Origin of the sequence: Pseudolabrys sp., assembly GCF_035943735.1 — a bacterium.
Taxonomy (GTDB): Bacteria; Pseudomonadota; Alphaproteobacteria; order Rhizobiales; family Xanthobacteraceae; genus Pseudolabrys.
In genome coordinates this window covers 198,630-215,261 of record NZ_DASZBV010000008.1, presented here as the reverse complement: position 1 = coordinate 215,261, position 16,632 = coordinate 198,630, and the positions used below count along the sequence as shown (strand labels likewise).

At 64.8% G+C, this 16,632-nt stretch carries 13 protein-coding genes; 9 read left to right on the top strand and 4 right to left on the bottom strand.

All coding sequences use genetic code 11. The annotated features are described in order from the left end of the window. The first annotated feature begins 247 nt into the window (after nucleotides 1-247). The 6 genes from VGV41_RS05715 (at nucleotide 248) to VGV41_RS05690 (ending at nucleotide 7,092) form a co-directional block, all read left to right on the top strand. Entirely contained in the window at nucleotides 248-628 is a 381-nt protein-coding gene (locus VGV41_RS05715; protein WP_326862744.1) for an MbcA/ParS/Xre antitoxin family protein, read from the top strand. 61 nt (nucleotides 629-689) lie between these two features. Next, on the top strand, nucleotides 690-1,352 hold the full coding sequence (locus VGV41_RS05710; RefSeq protein WP_326862743.1) for an RES family NAD+ phosphorylase: 663 nt from the start codon (nucleotides 690-692) through the stop codon (nucleotides 1,350-1,352). Between the two features lie 125 nt (nucleotides 1,353-1,477). Next, nucleotides 1,478-2,686 (top strand): aminotransferase class I/II-fold pyridoxal phosphate-dependent enzyme, encoded by a 1,209-nt coding sequence (locus VGV41_RS05705; protein WP_326862742.1) that lies wholly within the window; start codon nucleotides 1,478-1,480, stop codon nucleotides 2,684-2,686. A 68-nt stretch (nucleotides 2,687-2,754) separates the two neighbouring features. After that, the gene (locus VGV41_RS05700) at nucleotides 2,755-5,196 is read left to right on the top strand and encodes a DNA translocase FtsK (RefSeq protein WP_326862741.1); all 2,442 of its coding nucleotides are present in this window, start codon (nucleotides 2,755-2,757) and stop codon (nucleotides 5,194-5,196) included. A gap of 179 nt (nucleotides 5,197-5,375) precedes the next feature. After that, complete coding sequence (locus VGV41_RS05695; RefSeq protein WP_326862740.1) at nucleotides 5,376-6,203, top strand: outer membrane lipoprotein carrier protein LolA; 828 nt, start codon at nucleotides 5,376-5,378, stop codon at nucleotides 6,201-6,203. Nucleotides 6,204-6,273: 70 nt separating this feature from the next. Continuing rightward, a complete protein-coding gene (locus VGV41_RS05690; protein ID WP_326862739.1) occupies nucleotides 6,274-7,092 on the top strand; it encodes an exodeoxyribonuclease III in 819 nt (272 codons plus the stop codon). A 135-nt stretch (nucleotides 7,093-7,227) separates the two neighbouring features. Here VGV41_RS05690 and VGV41_RS05685 read toward each other — a convergent pair whose 3' ends face one another. Then, the gene (locus VGV41_RS05685) at nucleotides 7,228-7,680 is read right to left on the bottom strand and encodes a Crp/Fnr family transcriptional regulator (protein WP_326862738.1); all 453 of its coding nucleotides are present in this window, start codon (nucleotides 7,678-7,680) and stop codon (nucleotides 7,228-7,230) included. Between the two features lie 150 nt (nucleotides 7,681-7,830). Next, entirely contained in the window at nucleotides 7,831-8,517 is a 687-nt protein-coding gene (locus VGV41_RS05680) for a response regulator transcription factor (RefSeq protein WP_326862737.1), read from the bottom strand. Nucleotides 8,518-8,657: 140 nt separating this feature from the next. On the opposite strand from VGV41_RS05680, the gene VGV41_RS05675 reads away from it, so the two are divergent. Continuing rightward, nucleotides 8,658-9,188: a L,D-transpeptidase family protein gene (locus VGV41_RS05675; RefSeq protein ID WP_326862736.1), complete on the top strand. Its 531-nt coding sequence runs from the start codon at nucleotides 8,658-8,660 to the stop codon at nucleotides 9,186-9,188. On the opposite strand, the gene VGV41_RS05670 is transcribed toward VGV41_RS05675, so the two are convergent. Next, a complete protein-coding gene (locus tag VGV41_RS05670) occupies nucleotides 9,185-10,483 on the bottom strand; it encodes a nitrate/sulfonate/bicarbonate ABC transporter ATP-binding protein (RefSeq protein ID WP_326862735.1) in 1,299 nt (432 codons plus the stop codon). The two genes, VGV41_RS05675 and VGV41_RS05670, sit on opposite strands and share 4 nt — an antisense overlap. Before the next feature lie 13 nt (nucleotides 10,484-10,496). Then, a complete protein-coding gene (locus VGV41_RS05665) occupies nucleotides 10,497-12,224 on the bottom strand; it encodes an ABC transporter permease subunit (protein ID WP_326862734.1) in 1,728 nt (575 codons plus the stop codon). A 699-nt stretch (nucleotides 12,225-12,923) separates the two neighbouring features. Here VGV41_RS05665 and VGV41_RS05660 point away from each other — a divergent pair. Together VGV41_RS05660 and VGV41_RS05655 are read left to right on the top strand one after the other, a co-directional pair. After that, nucleotides 12,924-14,798 (top strand): ATP-binding protein, encoded by a 1,875-nt coding sequence (locus VGV41_RS05660; protein WP_326862733.1) that lies wholly within the window; start codon nucleotides 12,924-12,926, stop codon nucleotides 14,796-14,798. A 210-nt stretch (nucleotides 14,799-15,008) separates the two neighbouring features. Then, entirely contained in the window at nucleotides 15,009-16,475 is a 1,467-nt protein-coding gene (locus VGV41_RS05655) for a DNA sulfur modification protein DndB (protein ID WP_326862732.1), read from the top strand. The last annotated feature ends 157 nt before the right edge of the window (nucleotides 16,476-16,632 follow it).

Genomic DNA, 16,632 nt, shown 5'->3' with positions numbered 1-16,632 from the left:
GAAGAAGTCGAGCGCGACGGTCTCGACCTCGCCCTGCATGGCGAGGTGGTCCAGTAAGCGTCACGCGCTAGCGGTAGGGGCGGACACCCGGCACTGTCCCTTCCGTCGAGGCCCCGGTTCGCAAGGACCGGGGCCTCACTTATTTAAGCCATTGAATCTAAAGGTCTAACTGTTTAATCGGCAGCGGCGTCGCGTTATTGCAATAGAAATAATTAGATACTATATTTTCTTGAGAAAGGAGCTGGCCATGGCCCTCACGGCTGTCCCTCGCCCGGCCAAATTGGAGGCGGTGGCGCTCACCAAAGCGACCGTCCGGGCCGCGCACAGGCTCGGTTTGAAAAATCGCGTGCTTGCCGCCGTTATCGGCGTGTCTGAGGCGACGGTCTCACGCATGAGCAAGAGCGAATTCATGCTCGCGCCGGACAGCAAGTCGTTCGAACTCAGCGCGATGTTCGTGCGGCTGTTCCGCGCGCTCGACGCCATCGTCGGCGGCGACGAGAGCGTCGCCAAGGCATGGCTCGTCAACATCAACAGCGCGCTCGGCGATACGCCCATCAACCTCATCCAATCGGTCAGCGGCCTCGTCAATGTCGTCCAGTACTTGGACAGCCGCCGCGCTCGCATCTGAAGCGCGTCCGCTGCGCGGCCGGCTTTGGCGCGTCGTCGAAGCGCAGGCCAAAGTCTCGACCATGAAGCTCACCGACACGCTTGAGGAGCAGGCGGCGCTTGAGCGGCTGCTCGATGACACCAAGCTCAAAATCCCCGTGGAATGCCAACATCTGGGCTATCTACTGTTCACGCCATTTCGCTACGCGCCTTATCCATTCGACTCACGCTTCCGCCGTGCCGGCTCGCATAATGGCGTGTTCTACGCATCGGAAGAGCCCGACACCGCGATCGCCGAAGCCGCGTTCTATCGTCTGCTGTTCTTTACCGAGAGTCCGAACACGCCGTGGCCGTCAAACGCGGCCGAGCACACTGTCTTCGCCGTCGAAATCGCTACGGCGAAAGCGATTGATCTGACGCGACCGCCCCTCGACCGCGACCATACAGCCTGGACCCGGCTAACCAACTACGCCGCCTGTCTCGATCTCGCCGAAACCGCGCGCGCCGCAGCGCTGGACGCAATCCGCTATCAATCAGTCCGCGATCCGCAAGCGCGCGCCAATGTGGCGCTGCTGACCTGTCGCGTCTTCCGCCGCCATGATGCGGTCGAGCGGCAGACTTGGCATCTCCATGTCGGCCGGGCTGGCGTCCGCGCGGTCTGCGAGGCGCCAGCACGTTCGCTGGCCTTCGGCCTGGACGTTTTCGCCGCCGACCCGCGCCTGACGCCGCTCCGCCGGGACGGTTGAACGCCGCACTCCCGGCCCTTGAAAACCGATGGTTAATCGGGTCTTAACCTCGCCGTCCTTAAGGTGGCCCGACCGTTTCCGCGGTGGGCCCGCAACCCCCACCTATGTGTACCGCTATGCCGACCATGACCGCTCCGCGCGAGCCAAGCCAAACCCCTGCTCCGGCGGTCGATTCCCGCTCCCCCTTCGTGCGCCTGACCGAGCTCATCGCCGGGCTGTCGCCGGGCAGGCCGCCGATCAACCTGTCGGTCGGCGAGCCGCAGCATCCGGTTCCGGCCTTCGTCGCGCCGGTGCTCGCCACCAACATCGCCGATTTCGGCCGCTATCCGCCGAACAAGGGCATCGACGCCTTCCGCACGACCATCGCGACCTGGCTCGGCAAGCGTTTCAAGCTGCCGCGCGCCGTCGATCCGGACAGCGAAGTGCTGGTGCTCAACGGCACGCGCGAGGGGCTTTTCCTTGCGGCGATCTCCGCTGCGCGCTGGGTCGGTCCGCGCGACGGCAAGCCGGCCGTGCTGATCCCGAATCCGTTCTATGCCGCCTACTCGGCCGGCGCGATCGCCGCCGGCTGCGAGCCGGTCTATCTGCCGGCGACGCGCGAGCACGGCTTCCTGCCGGATCTCGACGCGCTCGACGATAAGCTGCTCAAGCGCACGGTCGCGGTCTTTCTTGCTTCGCCGTCGAACCCGCAGGGCGCCGTGGCGAGCCGCGCCTATCTCGAACGGCTCGCCAGGCTGGCACAGCGCTACGGCTTCCTGGTCTTCGCCGACGAATGTTACGGCGAGATCTACTCGAAAGACGCGCCGGCCGGCATGCTCGAAGCCGCCGGGCCCGACTTCGCCAACGTCGTCGTCTTCCATTCGCTGTCGAAGCGCTCGAACCTGCCCGGCCTGCGGGTCGGCTTCGCCGCCGGCGACCGCCGCTTCCTCGCCGCCTTCCTCGAGCTGCGCAACGTCGCGGCGCCGCAGGTGCCGATCCCGGCGCAGCAGGTCGCGGCCGCCGCCTACAGCGACGAGGCGCATGTTGAAGAAAATCGCAAGCTTTACCGGGCAAAATTCGATCTCGCCGACCAGATCATCGGCGACCGCTACGGCTATAAGCGGCCGGCCGGCGGATTCTTCCTCTGGCTCGATGTGTCGCAGCAGGGCGGCAGCGAAGTGGTGACCAGGCGCCTGTGGGCGGAAGCCGGCGTGCGCGTCGTGCCGGGCCGCTATCTCGCCCGCGAGCAGGCGGACGGATCGAACCCGGGCGCGGACTTTATCCGCGTCGCGATGGTGCAGAACAACGAGACGACGGCGGAAGCGCTGCATCGTCTCGTCGAATTGTTGGGGTGATGCGCATGATACCGAAAAGTGGAAACCGGTTTTCGGATCAGATCATGCGCAAAGGAAAAAACTAGCTCATGCCGGCAGCGGATCGCAGCCTCGATATCGTCGCCTTCGTCACCGAGCATTTTCGGGACATCATGCGGCGTCGGCTGCGCGAGCTCGCGGGCCTGGCGCTGATCACGATCGCCCTGCTCGGCGCCATCGCGCTCGCCACCTGGTCGGTGCAGGATCCGTCGCTCAGCCACGCCACACACAAGCCGATCGCCAATCTGCTCGGCTATCCCGGCGCCATCTTCTCCGATCTGGCGACGCAATTGCTCGGCCTCGGTGCCGTGCTGCTGCTGGCGCCGGAAGCGCTGCTCGGCTGGCGGTTGCTGGCGCATCAAGAGCTCGGCGAGAAATGGCGCGGGCTGCTCTGGATCCTAACGACGCTGCTCGCCGCCGCCTTCGCCTCGACGCTACCGGTGCTCAGCACTTGGCCGCTGCCGACCGGCCTCGGCGGCGTATTCGGCGACGCCATCCTGCGTGTGCCGGCCGCGCTCGCCGGCGGCACGCTCGACGGCATCAGCGCGCTGATCGCGTCGATCGTCTTCGGCTTCGCCACTTTGTTCACGCTGCTCGCCGCCTCCGGCCTGCGCGTCTTCCGTAAGCCGGGCGCCGCGGCTGAAGAAGCCGACGAGGACGTCGAACACGACGGCGAGGACGACGAGGAAGAAGCCGATCGTGCCTCACCGTGGCTCGGCATGATCGCGCATGCGCTGCTCAGCCTGAAGGCGCGGCTGATGCTGGTGCTGCGGCCGAGCCCGCGCACCAAAGTAGCCGCTCCCGGGGCACGGCAGGAGCCGCGCTTCGGCGGTCTGAGCCGCGTCGCCGCGCCGAGCATGGCGCCCGAAAGCGACGAGGACTACGAAGACGGCGAAGAGGAAGAAGAAGCACCGGCGCCACGCAAGCGCGCCGCGGCCGTGCCGAAGGCGCCCGCGCGCAAGTCCGGTTCCGGCTTCGCCCTGCCCTCGCTCAATTTGCTGGCGGCGCAGAAGGCGTCCGAGCGGTCGCAGATGCCGAAGGACGTCATCGACGCCAATGCCACGGCGCTCGAGAGCGTGCTGCAGGACTTCGGCGTGCGCGGCGAGATCATCAATGCGCGGCCCGGCCCGGTGGTTACGCTGTACGAGCTGGAGCCGGCGCCCGGCATCAAATCGTCGCGCGTCATCGGACTGGCCGACGACATCGCCCGCTCGATGAGCGCGGTGTCGGCACGCGTCGCCGTCGTCTCCGGGCGCAACGCCATCGGCATCGAATTGCCGAACCCGATGCGCGAGAAGGTGTACCTGCGCGAGCTGCTCGCCGGCAAGGATTACACCGAGACCGCGGTCAAGCTGCCGCTCTGCCTCGGCAAGACCATCGGCGGCGAGAGCGTCATCGTCGACCTTGCCCGCATGCCGCATCTGCTCATTGCCGGCACCACCGGCTCCGGCAAGTCGGTCGCCATCAACACCATGATCCTGTCGCTGGTCTACAAATTGCGGCCCGACCAGTGCCGGCTGATCATGGTCGATCCGAAGATGCTCGAACTGTCCGTCTACGACGGCATCCCGCATCTGCTCACGCCCGTCGTCACCGATCCGAAGAAGGCGGTGGTCGCGCTCAAGTGGGCCGTGCGCGAGATGGAGGGCCGCTACAAGAAAATGTCGAAGCTCGGCGTGCGCAACATCGACGGCTATAACGCGCGCGTCGCCGAGGCGAAGACCAAGGGCGAGCAGCTCACGCGCACGGTGCACACCGGCTACGACAAGGAATCAGGCGAAGCGATCTACGAGAAGGAGGAGCTCGATCTCGAGCCGCTTCCGTTCATCGTGGTCATCGTCGACGAGATGGCGGACCTGATGATGGTCGCCGGCAAGGACATCGAAGGCGCGATCCAGCGGCTGGCGCAGATGGCGCGCGCCGCCGGCATCCACGTCGTCCTCGCCACGCAGCGCCCCTCGGTCGACGTCATCACCGGCACGATCAAGGCGAACTTCCCGACCCGCATCTCCTTCCAGGTCACCTCAAAGATCGACAGCCGCACCATCCTCGGCGAGCAGGGCGCCGAACAGCTGCTCGGCCAGGGCGACATGCTCTATATGGCCGGCGGCGGCCGCATCAGCCGCGTGCACGGCCCGTTCTGCTCTGACGACGAGGTCGAGAAGGTCGTGCGGCATCTGAAGTCGCAGGGCATGCCGGACTACCTCGAGGAAGTCACGAAGGATGACGATCTGGAAGGCGAGGACGGCGCAGTGTTCGATGCGACCGGCATGGGCATGGCCGAAGGCGGCGACCTCTACAGCCAGGCTGTTGCCGTGGTGAAGCGCGACCGCAAGGCCTCGACCTCCTACATCCAGCGCCGGCTGCAGATCGGCTACAATCGCGCCGCCACGCTGATGGAGCGGATGGAGAACGATGGCATCGTCGGCCAGCCCAACCACGCCGGAAAGCGCGAAATCCTGATTCCGGAAGAGGGCGATTTCGAGCGGTAGCGGCCCGAAAATCGGCGGAGCCGGTGGCGGCTGCCGGGGTCGACGCTGTGACGACAAGGACACTGCAATTCATCGCGTCGCCGCGCGAATCAGCGCATGATTCGGCCGGGTCGCGAAATAGCCACAGCCCGTCTCTATAGGCGGGCCGATTGAACTCGGGGCGCGAGGTGGAGAGCGGGATGGCGGGATGGGATACAGCGCGGACCGGCCGGGCCCTGGCCGTGGTGGCCTTGGTGGCGCTGACCGCCGCACCGGCGCTGGCCGATTCCGTACCGCTGCCGCGCCCGCGCCCGCACCGCGTCCTGTACACCGGCTCGGTGCCGTCACTGCCGCCGGCGGCGTTGCGCGCTCGCGCCCAGGCCACCGCGGCGCAGGCCGCACCGGCGCAGCAGCCGCAACCGGCGCCAAATCCGGTTTCCAATCCGTTCGCCGCCTTGCTCGGCAAGCCGGGCTCGACCACCGCGCTCACGCCCGAGCAGCGTTCGATCATCGAACGGGTCGATACTTATCTTTCGACGGTGCAGACGCTGACCGGCAAGTTCGTGCAGATCGGCCCGGACGGCGGCCGCTCGACCGGCCTTTTCTATCTGTCAAAGCCGGGCCGCGTGCGGTTCGAATATGACAGCCCCAACCCGACCGAGCTCGTCGCCGACGGACAGTCGGTGGTGGTGCGCGACCGCAATCTGGGCACCCAGGACGTCTACCCGCTGTCGCAGACGCCGCTGCGCTTCCTGCTCGCCGATCACGTCGACCTGATGAAGGATACCAACCTTGTCGCGGTCTACGCCGACGACGTGTTCGTCACGGTGGTGGTCGAGGAGAAGAACGCGCTGGTCGGCACCAGCCGGCTGATGATCATGTTCGACGCCAAGGACATGCAGCTCAAGCAGTGGACCGTCACCGACCCGCAGGGCTACGACACCACCGTCGCCGTCTACAATCTCGACTCGAGCAAGAAGCTCAATCCGTCGATGTTCCGCATCGACTACACGAATTACCATAACTAGCAGTCCGGAGGTTTTGCACAGCCGGCGCGGAGGCGTGGCAAAGCCGCGCCCGACGGCCTAAATTCGCGACATGCCCCTCAAGATCACCACCTGGAACATCAACTCCGTCCGCCTGCGCATCAATCTGGTCGCCAAATTCATCAAGTCGGCGCGCCCGGATGTGATCTGCCTGCAGGAGACGAAATGCCCGGACGATGCCTTCCCGCTCAAGCGCTTCAAGCGGCTCGGCTACGAGCACGCCGCGCTCAACGGCCAGAAGGGCTACCACGGCGTCGCCATCCTCTCGCGCGTGCCGTTCGAAACCGTCGACAAACAGGACTTCTGCGGCAAGACCGACTGCCGCCACATCTCGGTCGTGCTCGGCGAAAAGGCCGGGCTGAAGGATCCCGTCACGCTGCATAATTTCTACGTGCCGGCCGGCGGCGACGAGCCCGATCCGGAGGTCAATCCGAAGTTCGAGCACAAGCTGTCGTTCCTCGACGAGATGCAGGCGCATATGGGTCTGCGCCCGGCGCGCCGGCAGCGCGCCATTCTCGTCGGCGACCTCAACGTCGCGCCGCTCGAGCACGACGTCTGGAGCCATAAGCAAATGTTGAAAGTGGTCTCGCACACGCCGGTCGAGTGCGAGAAGCTCAACGCCGCGCGCAAGGCCGGCGAATGGATCGACACGATGCGCGTGCTCACGCCGGAACCGGAGAAGCTTTACACGTGGTGGAGCTATCGCGCGATGGACAACTGGCGCGCCTCCGATCGCGGCCGCAGGCTCGATCACATCTGGACATCCGACGCGATCGCCGGCGAGGTGTCGAAGATCACGGTGGCGAAGGATTATCGCGGCGCCGAGCGCCCGTCCGACCACGTGCCGGTCACGGCACGGGTAGAAGTGTAGACACTCGTATCCCGGGCGCAGCGCGGCATGAAATGACGCGCTGCAGACCCGGGACCGTACCGAACTCCGCGCTTGCGACGGTCCCGGATCTGCGGCGCATCACTGCGTGCTGCACCGCGTCCGGGACACGCGTTCCTACTTGTCCAGCTTGCGCCGCACCGCGCCGAGGTCCTTGGTCCACGCCTGCAGGCGCGCGGCCATGATGTCCCGCATTTTCTCGGCGGCGGCGGGATAGCCTTCCAGCATCTTGCGGAACAGATTGCGCGACAGACGGATGACCACAGTCGGCTCTTTCGCGATTGCCGTCGACGGCGAAACGACATCGGTGATCAGCGCCAGTTCGCCGACGAGCGTACCGGGCCCGACGGTGTATTCGCGCCCTTCCGAAAACGTGCCCGGCTCAAGCAGCAGCGAGCCGCGCTGCACCACATAGGCGCCGTCGGCCACCTCGCCGGCGTAATAGAGCACGGCGCCGCTCGGCAGGCTGCGCGTCTCGGCGCCGATCGCCAGCACACGTAGCGCCTGCGCGCCGAGCGCAGCCAGCGTCGGCACCTGCTCGAAGAAAGCGATGTCGTCTTCGAGGCCCATCCTACACCGTCATTCCGGGGCGCGTGCGCAGCACGCGAGCCCGGAATCCAGAGCCACAGCAAGGGCTCTCGTGTTGCATTCTGGATTCCGGGTTCGTACGCCCGCGGCCTGCGGCCGCAGTCGCGCGCCCCGGAATGACGGAAAAACTTATCACGGCACCAGCTTGTAGCCGCCGGACTCGGTGACCAGGATCTGCGGCAGCGCGGCGTCTTTCTCGACCTTCTGCCGCAGGCGGTAAATGTGGGTCTCCAGCGTGTGCGTGGTGACGCCGGAATTGTAGCCCCACACTTCCTGCAGCAGCGTCTCGCGCGACACCGGCTTTTGCCCGGCGCGATAGAGATAGCGCAGGATCGCCGTCTCCTTCTCGGTGAGGCGCACCTTGCCGCCCTTCGGATTGAGCAGGATCTTGGAACTCGGGCGGAACGTGTACGGGCCGATGGTGAAGACCGCGTCCTCGCTCGCCTCATGCTGGCGCAGTTGCGCGCGGATGCGCGCGAGCAGCACGGCGAAGCGGAACGGCTTGGTGACGTAGTCGTTGGCGCCCGATTCCAGCCCGAGAATGGTGTCGGAATCGGTATCGTGGCCGGTGAGCATGATGATGGGCGACTTGAAGCCGTTCTTGCGCAGGATGCGCACCGCCTCACGGCCGTCGACGTCGGGCAGGCCGACGTCCATGATCACCAGGTCGACCTGGCCATTGCGCGCCGCCTGCACGCCTTTGGTGCCGCTATCGGCCGAGATCGGCTCGAATTCCTCGTGCAGCGCCAGCTGTTCGACCAGCGCCTCGCGCAGCTCGGCGTCGTCGTCGACAATCAGGATCGTGCGCTTATTGGCCATGATTGGACGGCCCCCAGAGGGGCGCGGGGCCCCATTTCCAACGGTTCGGACCGGCAGTAGAGCATTCGGCGGTCCAAGAGCAAGGGCGAACTGGTATTGAGCACCGTCCCAACGCGCTGATTCGGGGCTGAAGGCAGACGATGCGGCGGCAAACACTGTCCCATATCCGGGTCCGCAAGAAGCCGGGCGACCCCCGACGCGGCTGGCTGACTGCTGGGCCATTGGCCCTGCCGGTGGCGCTTGGGCGTGGCGGCATGAAAGCCAACAAGCGCGAGGGCGACGGCGGTACCCCGTGCGGGGTGTTCCGGCCGAAGCGGCTGTGGTGGCGGGGCGACCGGCACGCTCGGCCAATGACCCAGTTGCCGGTCCGCCGCATCGGCCGCGACGACGGCTGGTGCGAGGATCCGCGCGACCGCCATTACAACCAGCCGGTCCGGGTTCCGGCGGGTCGTTCAGCGGACCGGCTGACCCGCGCCGACGGGCTGTACGACTTCATCGTCGAGATCGACCACAACACCCATCCGCGCGTGGCCGGCCGAGGCAGCGCCGTGTTCATCCACGTCGCCCGGCCCGGCTTCGCGCCGACCGCCGGCTGCATCGCGCTGGATACCAGGACACTGCGCCGGCTGCTGGCGCGGCTCGGGCCGCGCACGCGGATCCACGTCGGTTAGCTCGGGTTGTCGAGGCTGAAGGTCTCCGAGCGGTCGTCATAGGCGAAGGCCTCGGCGAAGCGCGCCCAGGCGACGACGCAACGCAACGTGCCCTCCGCCGCCTCCTCGGCCATATGGTCCTCGAGTTCGTCGACGAAGCGCCGCTTCGGGGCTTCGTGCTGGGCGCGATCCTGCAGCACGCGGCGGATATGCGCCGCCAGCGGCACATAGGCGAGCAGCTGCCGTTGAAACAGCTTCTTGCGGTCGTCGACACCCGACTCGGCAAATTGCTTGCCGGCATCGGTCAACTTGATGTCGCCGCCCTCGACTTCGGCGAAGCGCAATAGCTGCAGCGCCTCGGCGATCGGGAACAGGTCGTCGACCTCCATCTGCAGCGTGCTGGCGATGACCGGCAGGTCGGCCTCGCCGTTGTAGGGCGCGCCCGCGAGCGCCTCGATCAGACCGGCGAGCGCATTGGCCGACACGCGCGGCAGCACCATCTCGATGCCCATGCCGGCGAAGCGGTCCGGCGCGGCGCGCGGCGCCGGCGCTTGCCGCGCGGTGAGCGCGACGTAGATGCGTTCGACCAGGTCGCGGAACGCCGGTTCGACACGGCTGCGCGGATGCGGCAGGTCGACTTTGATTTCCTCGATGATGTGGCCTGGATTGCGCGAGAACACGAGAATGCGATCGCACATCAGCACCGCCTCCTCGATGTTATGCGTCACCAACAAGACGCCCTTGATCGGCAATTTGCCTTCGATCCACAGGTCGAGAAAGTCGGTGCGCAGCGTTTCCGCCGTCAGCACGTCGAGCGCCGAAAACGGCTCGTCCATGAGCAGGATGTTGGGATGCACAACGAGCGCGCGCGCAAAGCCCACGCGCTGGCGCATGCCGCCGGACAATTCGCGCGGATAGGCCGACTCGTAGCCATCGAGACCGATCAGATCGATGCCGGCGAGCGCACGGCGGCGGATTTCCGCTTCCGGCAGACCGAGCGCCTCGAGACCGAGCTCGACATTCTCAAGAACGGTGAGCCAGGGAAACAGGGCGAAACTCTGGAACACCATGGCGATGCCGGGCGCCGGTCCGATGACCGGCTGGCCGCGATAGATGACGCTGCCCGACACCGGCCGCGCCAGTCCGGCGATGAGGCGCAGCAGTGTCGACTTGCCCGAGCCTGAGCGGCCCAGCAGACCGACGATCTCGCCATCCTTCAGCGTGAGATTGATATCGTCGAGCACGAGCAGGTCTTCGCCGTCGGCCTTCGGGAAAGCCTGACAGCACGACCGGATCTGCAGCAATGCGTCGCTCATGGACCCGCTCCTATCATTCGAGCCGGAATTTCCGCTCTGCGTACCAATAGAGTGGCCGCCAGAATGCGCGATTGATGACAACGACGTAAAAAGACATCACGGCAACGCCGAGCACGATGCGATGGAAATCACCGGCGTCTGTCGCCTGCGCGATGTAGGCGCCGAGACCGAACGCCTCCAGCCTGGTGTGGCCCCAGCTCGCAACCTCGGCGACGATGCTCGCGTTCCACGAGCCGCCCGAAGCGGTGATCGCGCCGGTCAGGTAGTAGGGAAACACGGCGGGCAGCGCGATCTTCTTCCACCACAGCCAGCCGCGAATTTGCAGGTTGGTACCGACGTCGCGCATCTCCGACGGGATTGCCGCCGCGCCGGCAATGACATTGAACAAGATGTACCACTGCGTACCCAGGATCATCAGCGGGCTGAGCCAGATGTTCGGATCGATCTTCAGCAGCACGATCGCCGACACCGCGATGGGGAAGAGCACGTTGGCGGGAAAGGCCGCCATGATCTGCACCACCGGCTGCACCAGTTGCGCGACCCGCGGCCGCATGCCGACCATCACGCCGACGGGAACCCAGATCAGCGTGGCCGCCGCGATCAGGATGATGACGCGCGCGAGCGTGGCGAGGCCGAGCAGCAGCGCGCGGCCGACCTCCTGCAGTGAAATGCTGCCCGACACGAAGCTCGCCACCCGCCAGATGGCATAGACGGCGAGCGCGGCGACACAGCCGTTCCACAGCCAGTCGGCCCAGCGACCGAGCTTCAGCTTCGGCCGCGGCGCCCGACTGGAGGCTTCGGAGCGCGAAGGCTTGAAGGTGCGGCGCCACAGCCGGTCGAGCGGGTCGGTCAGAGTGGCCACGACGCCCGAACGGCGCAGCACGTCGAGCACCCACGAGCGGGGCGGCATGACGCCGGACTGCTGCTCGAAGCGGAAACGATCGGCCCACGCCACCAGCGGCCGGAACAGCAGCTGGTCGTAGAGCAGGATCACCACCAGCATTGCCGCGATCGCCCAGACGATCGCGGCGAGATCCTCCTTGGCGATGGCCAGCGCGATGTACGAGCCGATGCCAGGTAACGTGACCGTGGTCTTGCCGACGCTGATCGCTTCCGACGCCACGACGAAGAACCAGCTGCCGGACATCGACACCATCATGTTCCAGATCAGCTGCGGCATGGCGAAGGGGACTTCGGCGCGCCAGAACTGCATCCAGCGCGACAGCCTGAACACGCGCGAGGCTTCGAGCAGTTCCACCGGCACGGTGCGCAGCGACTGGTAGAACGAAAAGGCCATGTTCCAGGCCTGGCTGGTGAAGATCGCGAACACCGCTGCGAATTCCGCACCGAGCACGCGGCCCGGCGCCAGCGACATGAAGAAAACCACCGTCACCGAGATGAAGCCGAGAATCGGCACCGACTGCAGGATGTCGAGTAGCGGCACCAGCAGGGTCGCTGCGCGCCGGCTCTTCGCCGCCCAGGTCGCGTAGGTGAAGGTGAACAGCAGTGAAAACACCAGCGCGACCAGCATGCGCAGCGTCGTGCGCGCGGCGTATTCGGGCAGGTGCTGCGGCGCCAGCGACAGCGGCGTCGTCTCCAGCTCGGTCAGCGGCTGCAGCAGGTGCCGGCTCGCCTCCCCGACGAACACCAAAAGGCCGAGCACGAGCAGGACGGCGAGCATGTCCCAGTGCGTGAACCGGCGCGGGCCGTGCTCGACCGAGATTGGAATGGTGCCGCGCATGGCTTGGCGACTACCCTGCTACGCGCGCCATACGTATACGTTGGCGCTGCGCCTTGCGGCAAAGATGATGCGCGGGAGCGTCATGGCTCACCTCCGGTTCGAAGCGACCGCGAGGCGAGCGAGCGTCGGGACTAGACCCTGATCTCGTTCAGCCGACGGGATCGCCCGATGACGGCGTGCTTGATTTGAAGGGACGCCTCGGTAGCCGACATGCCGGCTGCCGTGGCGCGACTAGGGTAGCTGTCCATTTTGTCCTGATGCGATTTGTTCGAAGGGCGTTCGAACGTTTTGGCCGTACGCCCGGGCCCAGATGCTGTCAAGAAAAATTGGCCCTCATTGCAAGATGATGTCGTGCCTTGCAGGCACGCGCACATGCGCACCGCGCGGCGAGAGACGAGCGACAGTCGTTTCGTCTCATGCCCGCGTCGGCGGCGACGCGGCTGCGCCGTCGCCGATATCCCTGCGCGAGGATTCTTCAGGCGGCCAATGAGTCGGTCGCCTCCGGCGCCACCGTCCTTGCAGGCCGCCCCACGCCTACCCCCACGGCGCGACCGGCTCGTCCCTAAGTACGGACAATTGCCGGATTAAGCTGCGGGTAAGCATAAGTCCTGCTCGGTCGAATGTTCGGAATGCCATAAAGACTGCGGCAACCTCGCGCCGGTAACGTCGCATATACGCGGCGTAATTTTCGGGCGACCAATGGATATTCCTGCGACTTCGAGCAATCCGCAGCCGTTGCGCTCCACATCGGAGGCGACCGGCCGTGTCGCCGCCGTCACCGGCGCGACGGCGACCATCGAGCTCACCGGCCGCGCGCTCGGCGCCGACAGCCCGACCGTCGGCAAGTTCATGGGCATTTCCACCGCCAAGGCGATGATCATCGGCTTGATCACCGAGGTCGGCGAGCAGGCAGCCGCCGGCCTGTCGCGCAGCGACGTGCGCAAGGTGGCGCGCCTCGACCTGATCGGCGAGATCGTGGCCACGCGTTTCTCGCGCGGAGTCACGGAATACCCGACCATCGGCGACAGCGTCGCGATGCTCGGCGAGCGCGACCTGCGCCTCATCTACGGCGGCGCGAGCAGCGATCGTGCGCAGATCGGCACGCTGCAGCAGAACCAGAACATCGCCGTCCACATGGATATCGATCATCTGGTTAGCCGCCACTTCGCCATCCTCGGCGCCACCGGCGTCGGCAAGTCGAGTGGCGTCGCCATCATCCTGCAGAAAATTCTGGAGACGCGGCCCAACCTGCGCATCTTCCTGGTCGATCCGCACAACGAATACGGCCGCTGCTTTGGCGAGCGCGCGCAGGTGCTCAATCCGCGCAACCTGCGCCTGCCTTTCTGGCTGTTCAATTTCGAGGAGACGGTCGACGCCTTCTTCGGCGGCCGTCCCGGCATCGAGGAAGAAGTCGAGATCCTCTCCGAAGTCATCCCGCTGGCAAAAGCGGCCTATCTCCAGTATCGCAGCAATCCGAACGACCGCAGCCTGGCCAAGCGGCGCGACCCGAAAGATGCCGGCTTCACCGCCGACACGCCGGTGCCGTACCGCATCGAGGATTTGATCGCGCTGCTCGACGAGCGCATGGGCAAGCTCGAGAACCGCTCCCGCGCCGTCGTCTATCACAAGCTGATCGGCCGCATTCAGACGTTCCGCAATCATCCGCGCTACGCCTTCATGTTCGAGAACGCGAACATCGGCGGCGACACGATGGCGGAGATCATCGGCACACTTTTCCGCCTGCCGCCCGACGGCAAGCCGATGACGATCATGCAACTCGCCGGCTTCCCGGCCGAGGTGATCGACTCGGTCGTGTCGGTGCTTTGCCGCATGGCTTTCGACTTCGGTCTGTGGAGCGACGGCGTCGCCCCGCTGCTGTTCGTCTGCGAGGAAGCGCACCGCTACGCGCCGGCCGACAAGAAGATCGGCTTCGGCCCGACGCGGCGCGCGCTGTCGCGCATCGCCAAGGAAGGCCGCAAATACGGCGTCTTCCTTGGCCTGGTCACGCAGCGGCCGGCGGAAATCGACCCGACCATCATCTCGCAGTGCTCGACCCTGTTCGCGATGCGCCTGTCGAACGACCGCGACCAGGAACTGATCCGTTCGGCGGTGTCGGATGCCGCGGCCAATCTGTTGTCGTTCATCCCCTCGCTCGGCACGCGCGAAGTGTTCTGCTTCGGCGCCGGCGTGGCGCTGCCGACGCGCATGCGCTTCGCCGAGCTGCCGGCCGAGATGCGGCCGAACAGCGAAGCCTCCGGCAACACGCGCTCGGATGCCGGCAGCGGCATGAACAAGGATCTGCTGACGTCGGTGATCGAGCGCTGGCGCAGCGCCAGCATGAGCCATCGCATGGGTGACGTCGAGGACGAGTACGGCTCGCCGCCCGACGCGCCGAGCCTGCAGCCGCAAATGCCGCCGCAGCCGGCCTATGCGCCGCCGCAGCCGCAGCCTGCTTATCAGCCTGCCGCCGCCGCGGCGCCGCAGCCGAGCGCGCTGCGTTCGAGCCTCCTGAAGAAGCCGCTCGACGCTTCGCTCGGCAGCAACCCGCCGAACATGCCGAGATTCAACAGGTAGTTAGGCATCTTTCGATTTGCCTCGCCAATTTGAGCCGACTCAGACAGCTCCGTCGCGCTAGGATGCCCCCTTCAAGGAGGGGCGTATCCTACCGCGGAGGCGGGATCATAACATCCCTGGGATATTTTTTTTATACGCCTGGCATATTGACATAACACGCCTGGCTACTTTAAAGAAGAGTTTCAGAGTCGAACCCGGGGGAGCCAAATCATGTTTCCGAAGAATCAGGACCTGCCCACGCCGCTTGGAACGCTGGACGAAGTTTTGGATACGGGAGATTCATCCGAAAAGCCCTTCAAGGTCTTCATCGGCCACAACCTGGGCAACCGAACCTTTCTGATGCTTATGCCAATGCACGAGTTCTATGGGATGTCCGAGGTCGCCAATGACCCCACGCGTGACGGGGAAAGTTTGGCGCAACGGAAACTCGATCCCGCCCACGCGCACAAGCTGGCCATTTACCTCTTGAAGGGTCTCGTCTCGGCCGCCATCGATCGACGAGAAATCTTAAATAAGGATACGAACCCGGTTCTGAACGAGCTGATGAGTAAGCTCGGCCGGCAGCCCTACATGTCCATCCAACCGCTCGTCGTGAACATTCGCGGCTGCAATCCTCGCGGCGCCGATATCCGCGGCGATCGAATGATGGACAAGCGCACCGACGAAACCGCAGCCTTTAAGGTATTTCTGTCGCAGCGCTATGTCTTGTGGGTCGTTGATGGCCAGCACCGTCGAATGGCCATGGAAATGGTTTTCAAATTCCTTGAGCAGCTTCGAATCGCTCGCTCCTATCCAAAGAAAGGGAGCCTGCTCAGTTTCGACGAAGGCAAGATGCTTACAGCTGAAGAGCTACAGGCGTGGGAAGAGTGTTTCGAGGTCGCTCGTACCTATTGCACTCTTCAACTCGAAGTGCATCTCGGCCTTAATCCCGATGAGGAGAGACAACTTTTCCACGACCTAAATCGCCTTGGGAAGAAGGTGGATACAAACCTTGCGCTTCAATTCGACAACTCGAATCCGATCAACCTGTTCATCAAAGATCGATTAATCAACGGGCTTGGCATCGAAGCCTCAGAGACGGATGTAAAGAATTGGAACGATGATGAGGGCCGCGTACCCAGAAAAGATATTGTCGCGGTGAACGCAATACTTTTCTTAAACAAGACGAACATTAGCAGTGCTGTTCCGACCTTGGTCGATGATAAAGCTGAGATTGCCTATAGATTCTGGACAGCGGTTCGTGCGATTCCGGGATTTGGCGAAGATAAGGCGAGGATGAAGACGGTAGCTGCCCAGCCTGTCGTGCTGAAGGCATTAGCTAAGCTGGTCTTCGATTTCAGCTTTAGCAATCGCAAGCCGGAGAATGGAGACGAGCTAACAGAAAAGTTGCTCTCTGGGCTGACCGATATCGATCTCAGCCACGATAATTTTATGTGGCGTTACTACGAGCTCTCGCCCGAGGAGCGGCAGGTCCACGGCTTGACGGGTCTTACCGATTACTTGCCTGCTGAAGAAGGCGGCAATCGCGATATCGGAAGTTTCCAAGGCGGGTTCATGCGCTTTGGTGCCAAGCACAACGACATCTACCCGATCATCGGAGACATGATTCGGTGGAGGCTCGGCCTGCCGTCCAGACGTGAATCGGCCCAGGACAACGCTAACAAGGCCGCCGCCTGACTCCGCTACAGTTGCAGATGGCAGTTCCGGTTTCGATGCTGGGTGAGGGGGCCGCCCCCTCACCCATTCTTTTGTTTTGCGAGGCTGCGGCCTCCCTTTCCCACAGGGGGAGAAGGCACGATTACCAGCCTCGCAACGCCTGGCGGGACGACAAACG

Bases quoted from the DNA above. Each gene is read 5' to 3' on its own strand.
- VGV41_RS05670 (WP_326862735.1), bottom strand. From the start codon at position 10,483: ATGAGCGACGCATTGCTGCAGATCCGGTCGTGCTGTCAGGCTTTCCCG.
- VGV41_RS05685 (WP_326862738.1), bottom strand. From the start codon at position 7,680: ATGGGCCTCGAAGACGACATCGCTTTCTTCGAGCAGGTGCCGACGCTG.
- VGV41_RS05715 (WP_326862744.1), top strand. From the start codon at position 248: ATGGCCCTCACGGCTGTCCCTCGCCCGGCCAAATTGGAGGCGGTGGCG.
- VGV41_RS05680 (WP_326862737.1), bottom strand. From the start codon at position 8,517: ATGGCCAATAAGCGCACGATCCTGATTGTCGACGACGACGCCGAGCTG.
- VGV41_RS05700 (WP_326862741.1), top strand. From the start codon at position 2,755: ATGCCGGCAGCGGATCGCAGCCTCGATATCGTCGCCTTCGTCACCGAG.
- VGV41_RS05705 (WP_326862742.1), top strand. From the start codon at position 1,478: ATGACCGCTCCGCGCGAGCCAAGCCAAACCCCTGCTCCGGCGGTCGAT.
- VGV41_RS05655 (WP_326862732.1), top strand. From the start codon at position 15,009: ATGTTTCCGAAGAATCAGGACCTGCCCACGCCGCTTGGAACGCTGGAC.
- VGV41_RS05690 (WP_326862739.1), top strand. From the start codon at position 6,274: ATGCCCCTCAAGATCACCACCTGGAACATCAACTCCGTCCGCCTGCGC.
- VGV41_RS05710 (WP_326862743.1), top strand. From the start codon at position 690: ATGAAGCTCACCGACACGCTTGAGGAGCAGGCGGCGCTTGAGCGGCTG.
- VGV41_RS05660 (WP_326862733.1), top strand. From the start codon at position 12,924: ATGGATATTCCTGCGACTTCGAGCAATCCGCAGCCGTTGCGCTCCACA.
- VGV41_RS05675 (WP_326862736.1), top strand. From the start codon at position 8,658: ATGCGGCGGCAAACACTGTCCCATATCCGGGTCCGCAAGAAGCCGGGC.
- VGV41_RS05695 (WP_326862740.1), top strand. From the start codon at position 5,376: ATGGCGGGATGGGATACAGCGCGGACCGGCCGGGCCCTGGCCGTGGTG.
- VGV41_RS05665 (WP_326862734.1), bottom strand. From the start codon at position 12,224: ATGCGCGGCACCATTCCAATCTCGGTCGAGCACGGCCCGCGCCGGTTC.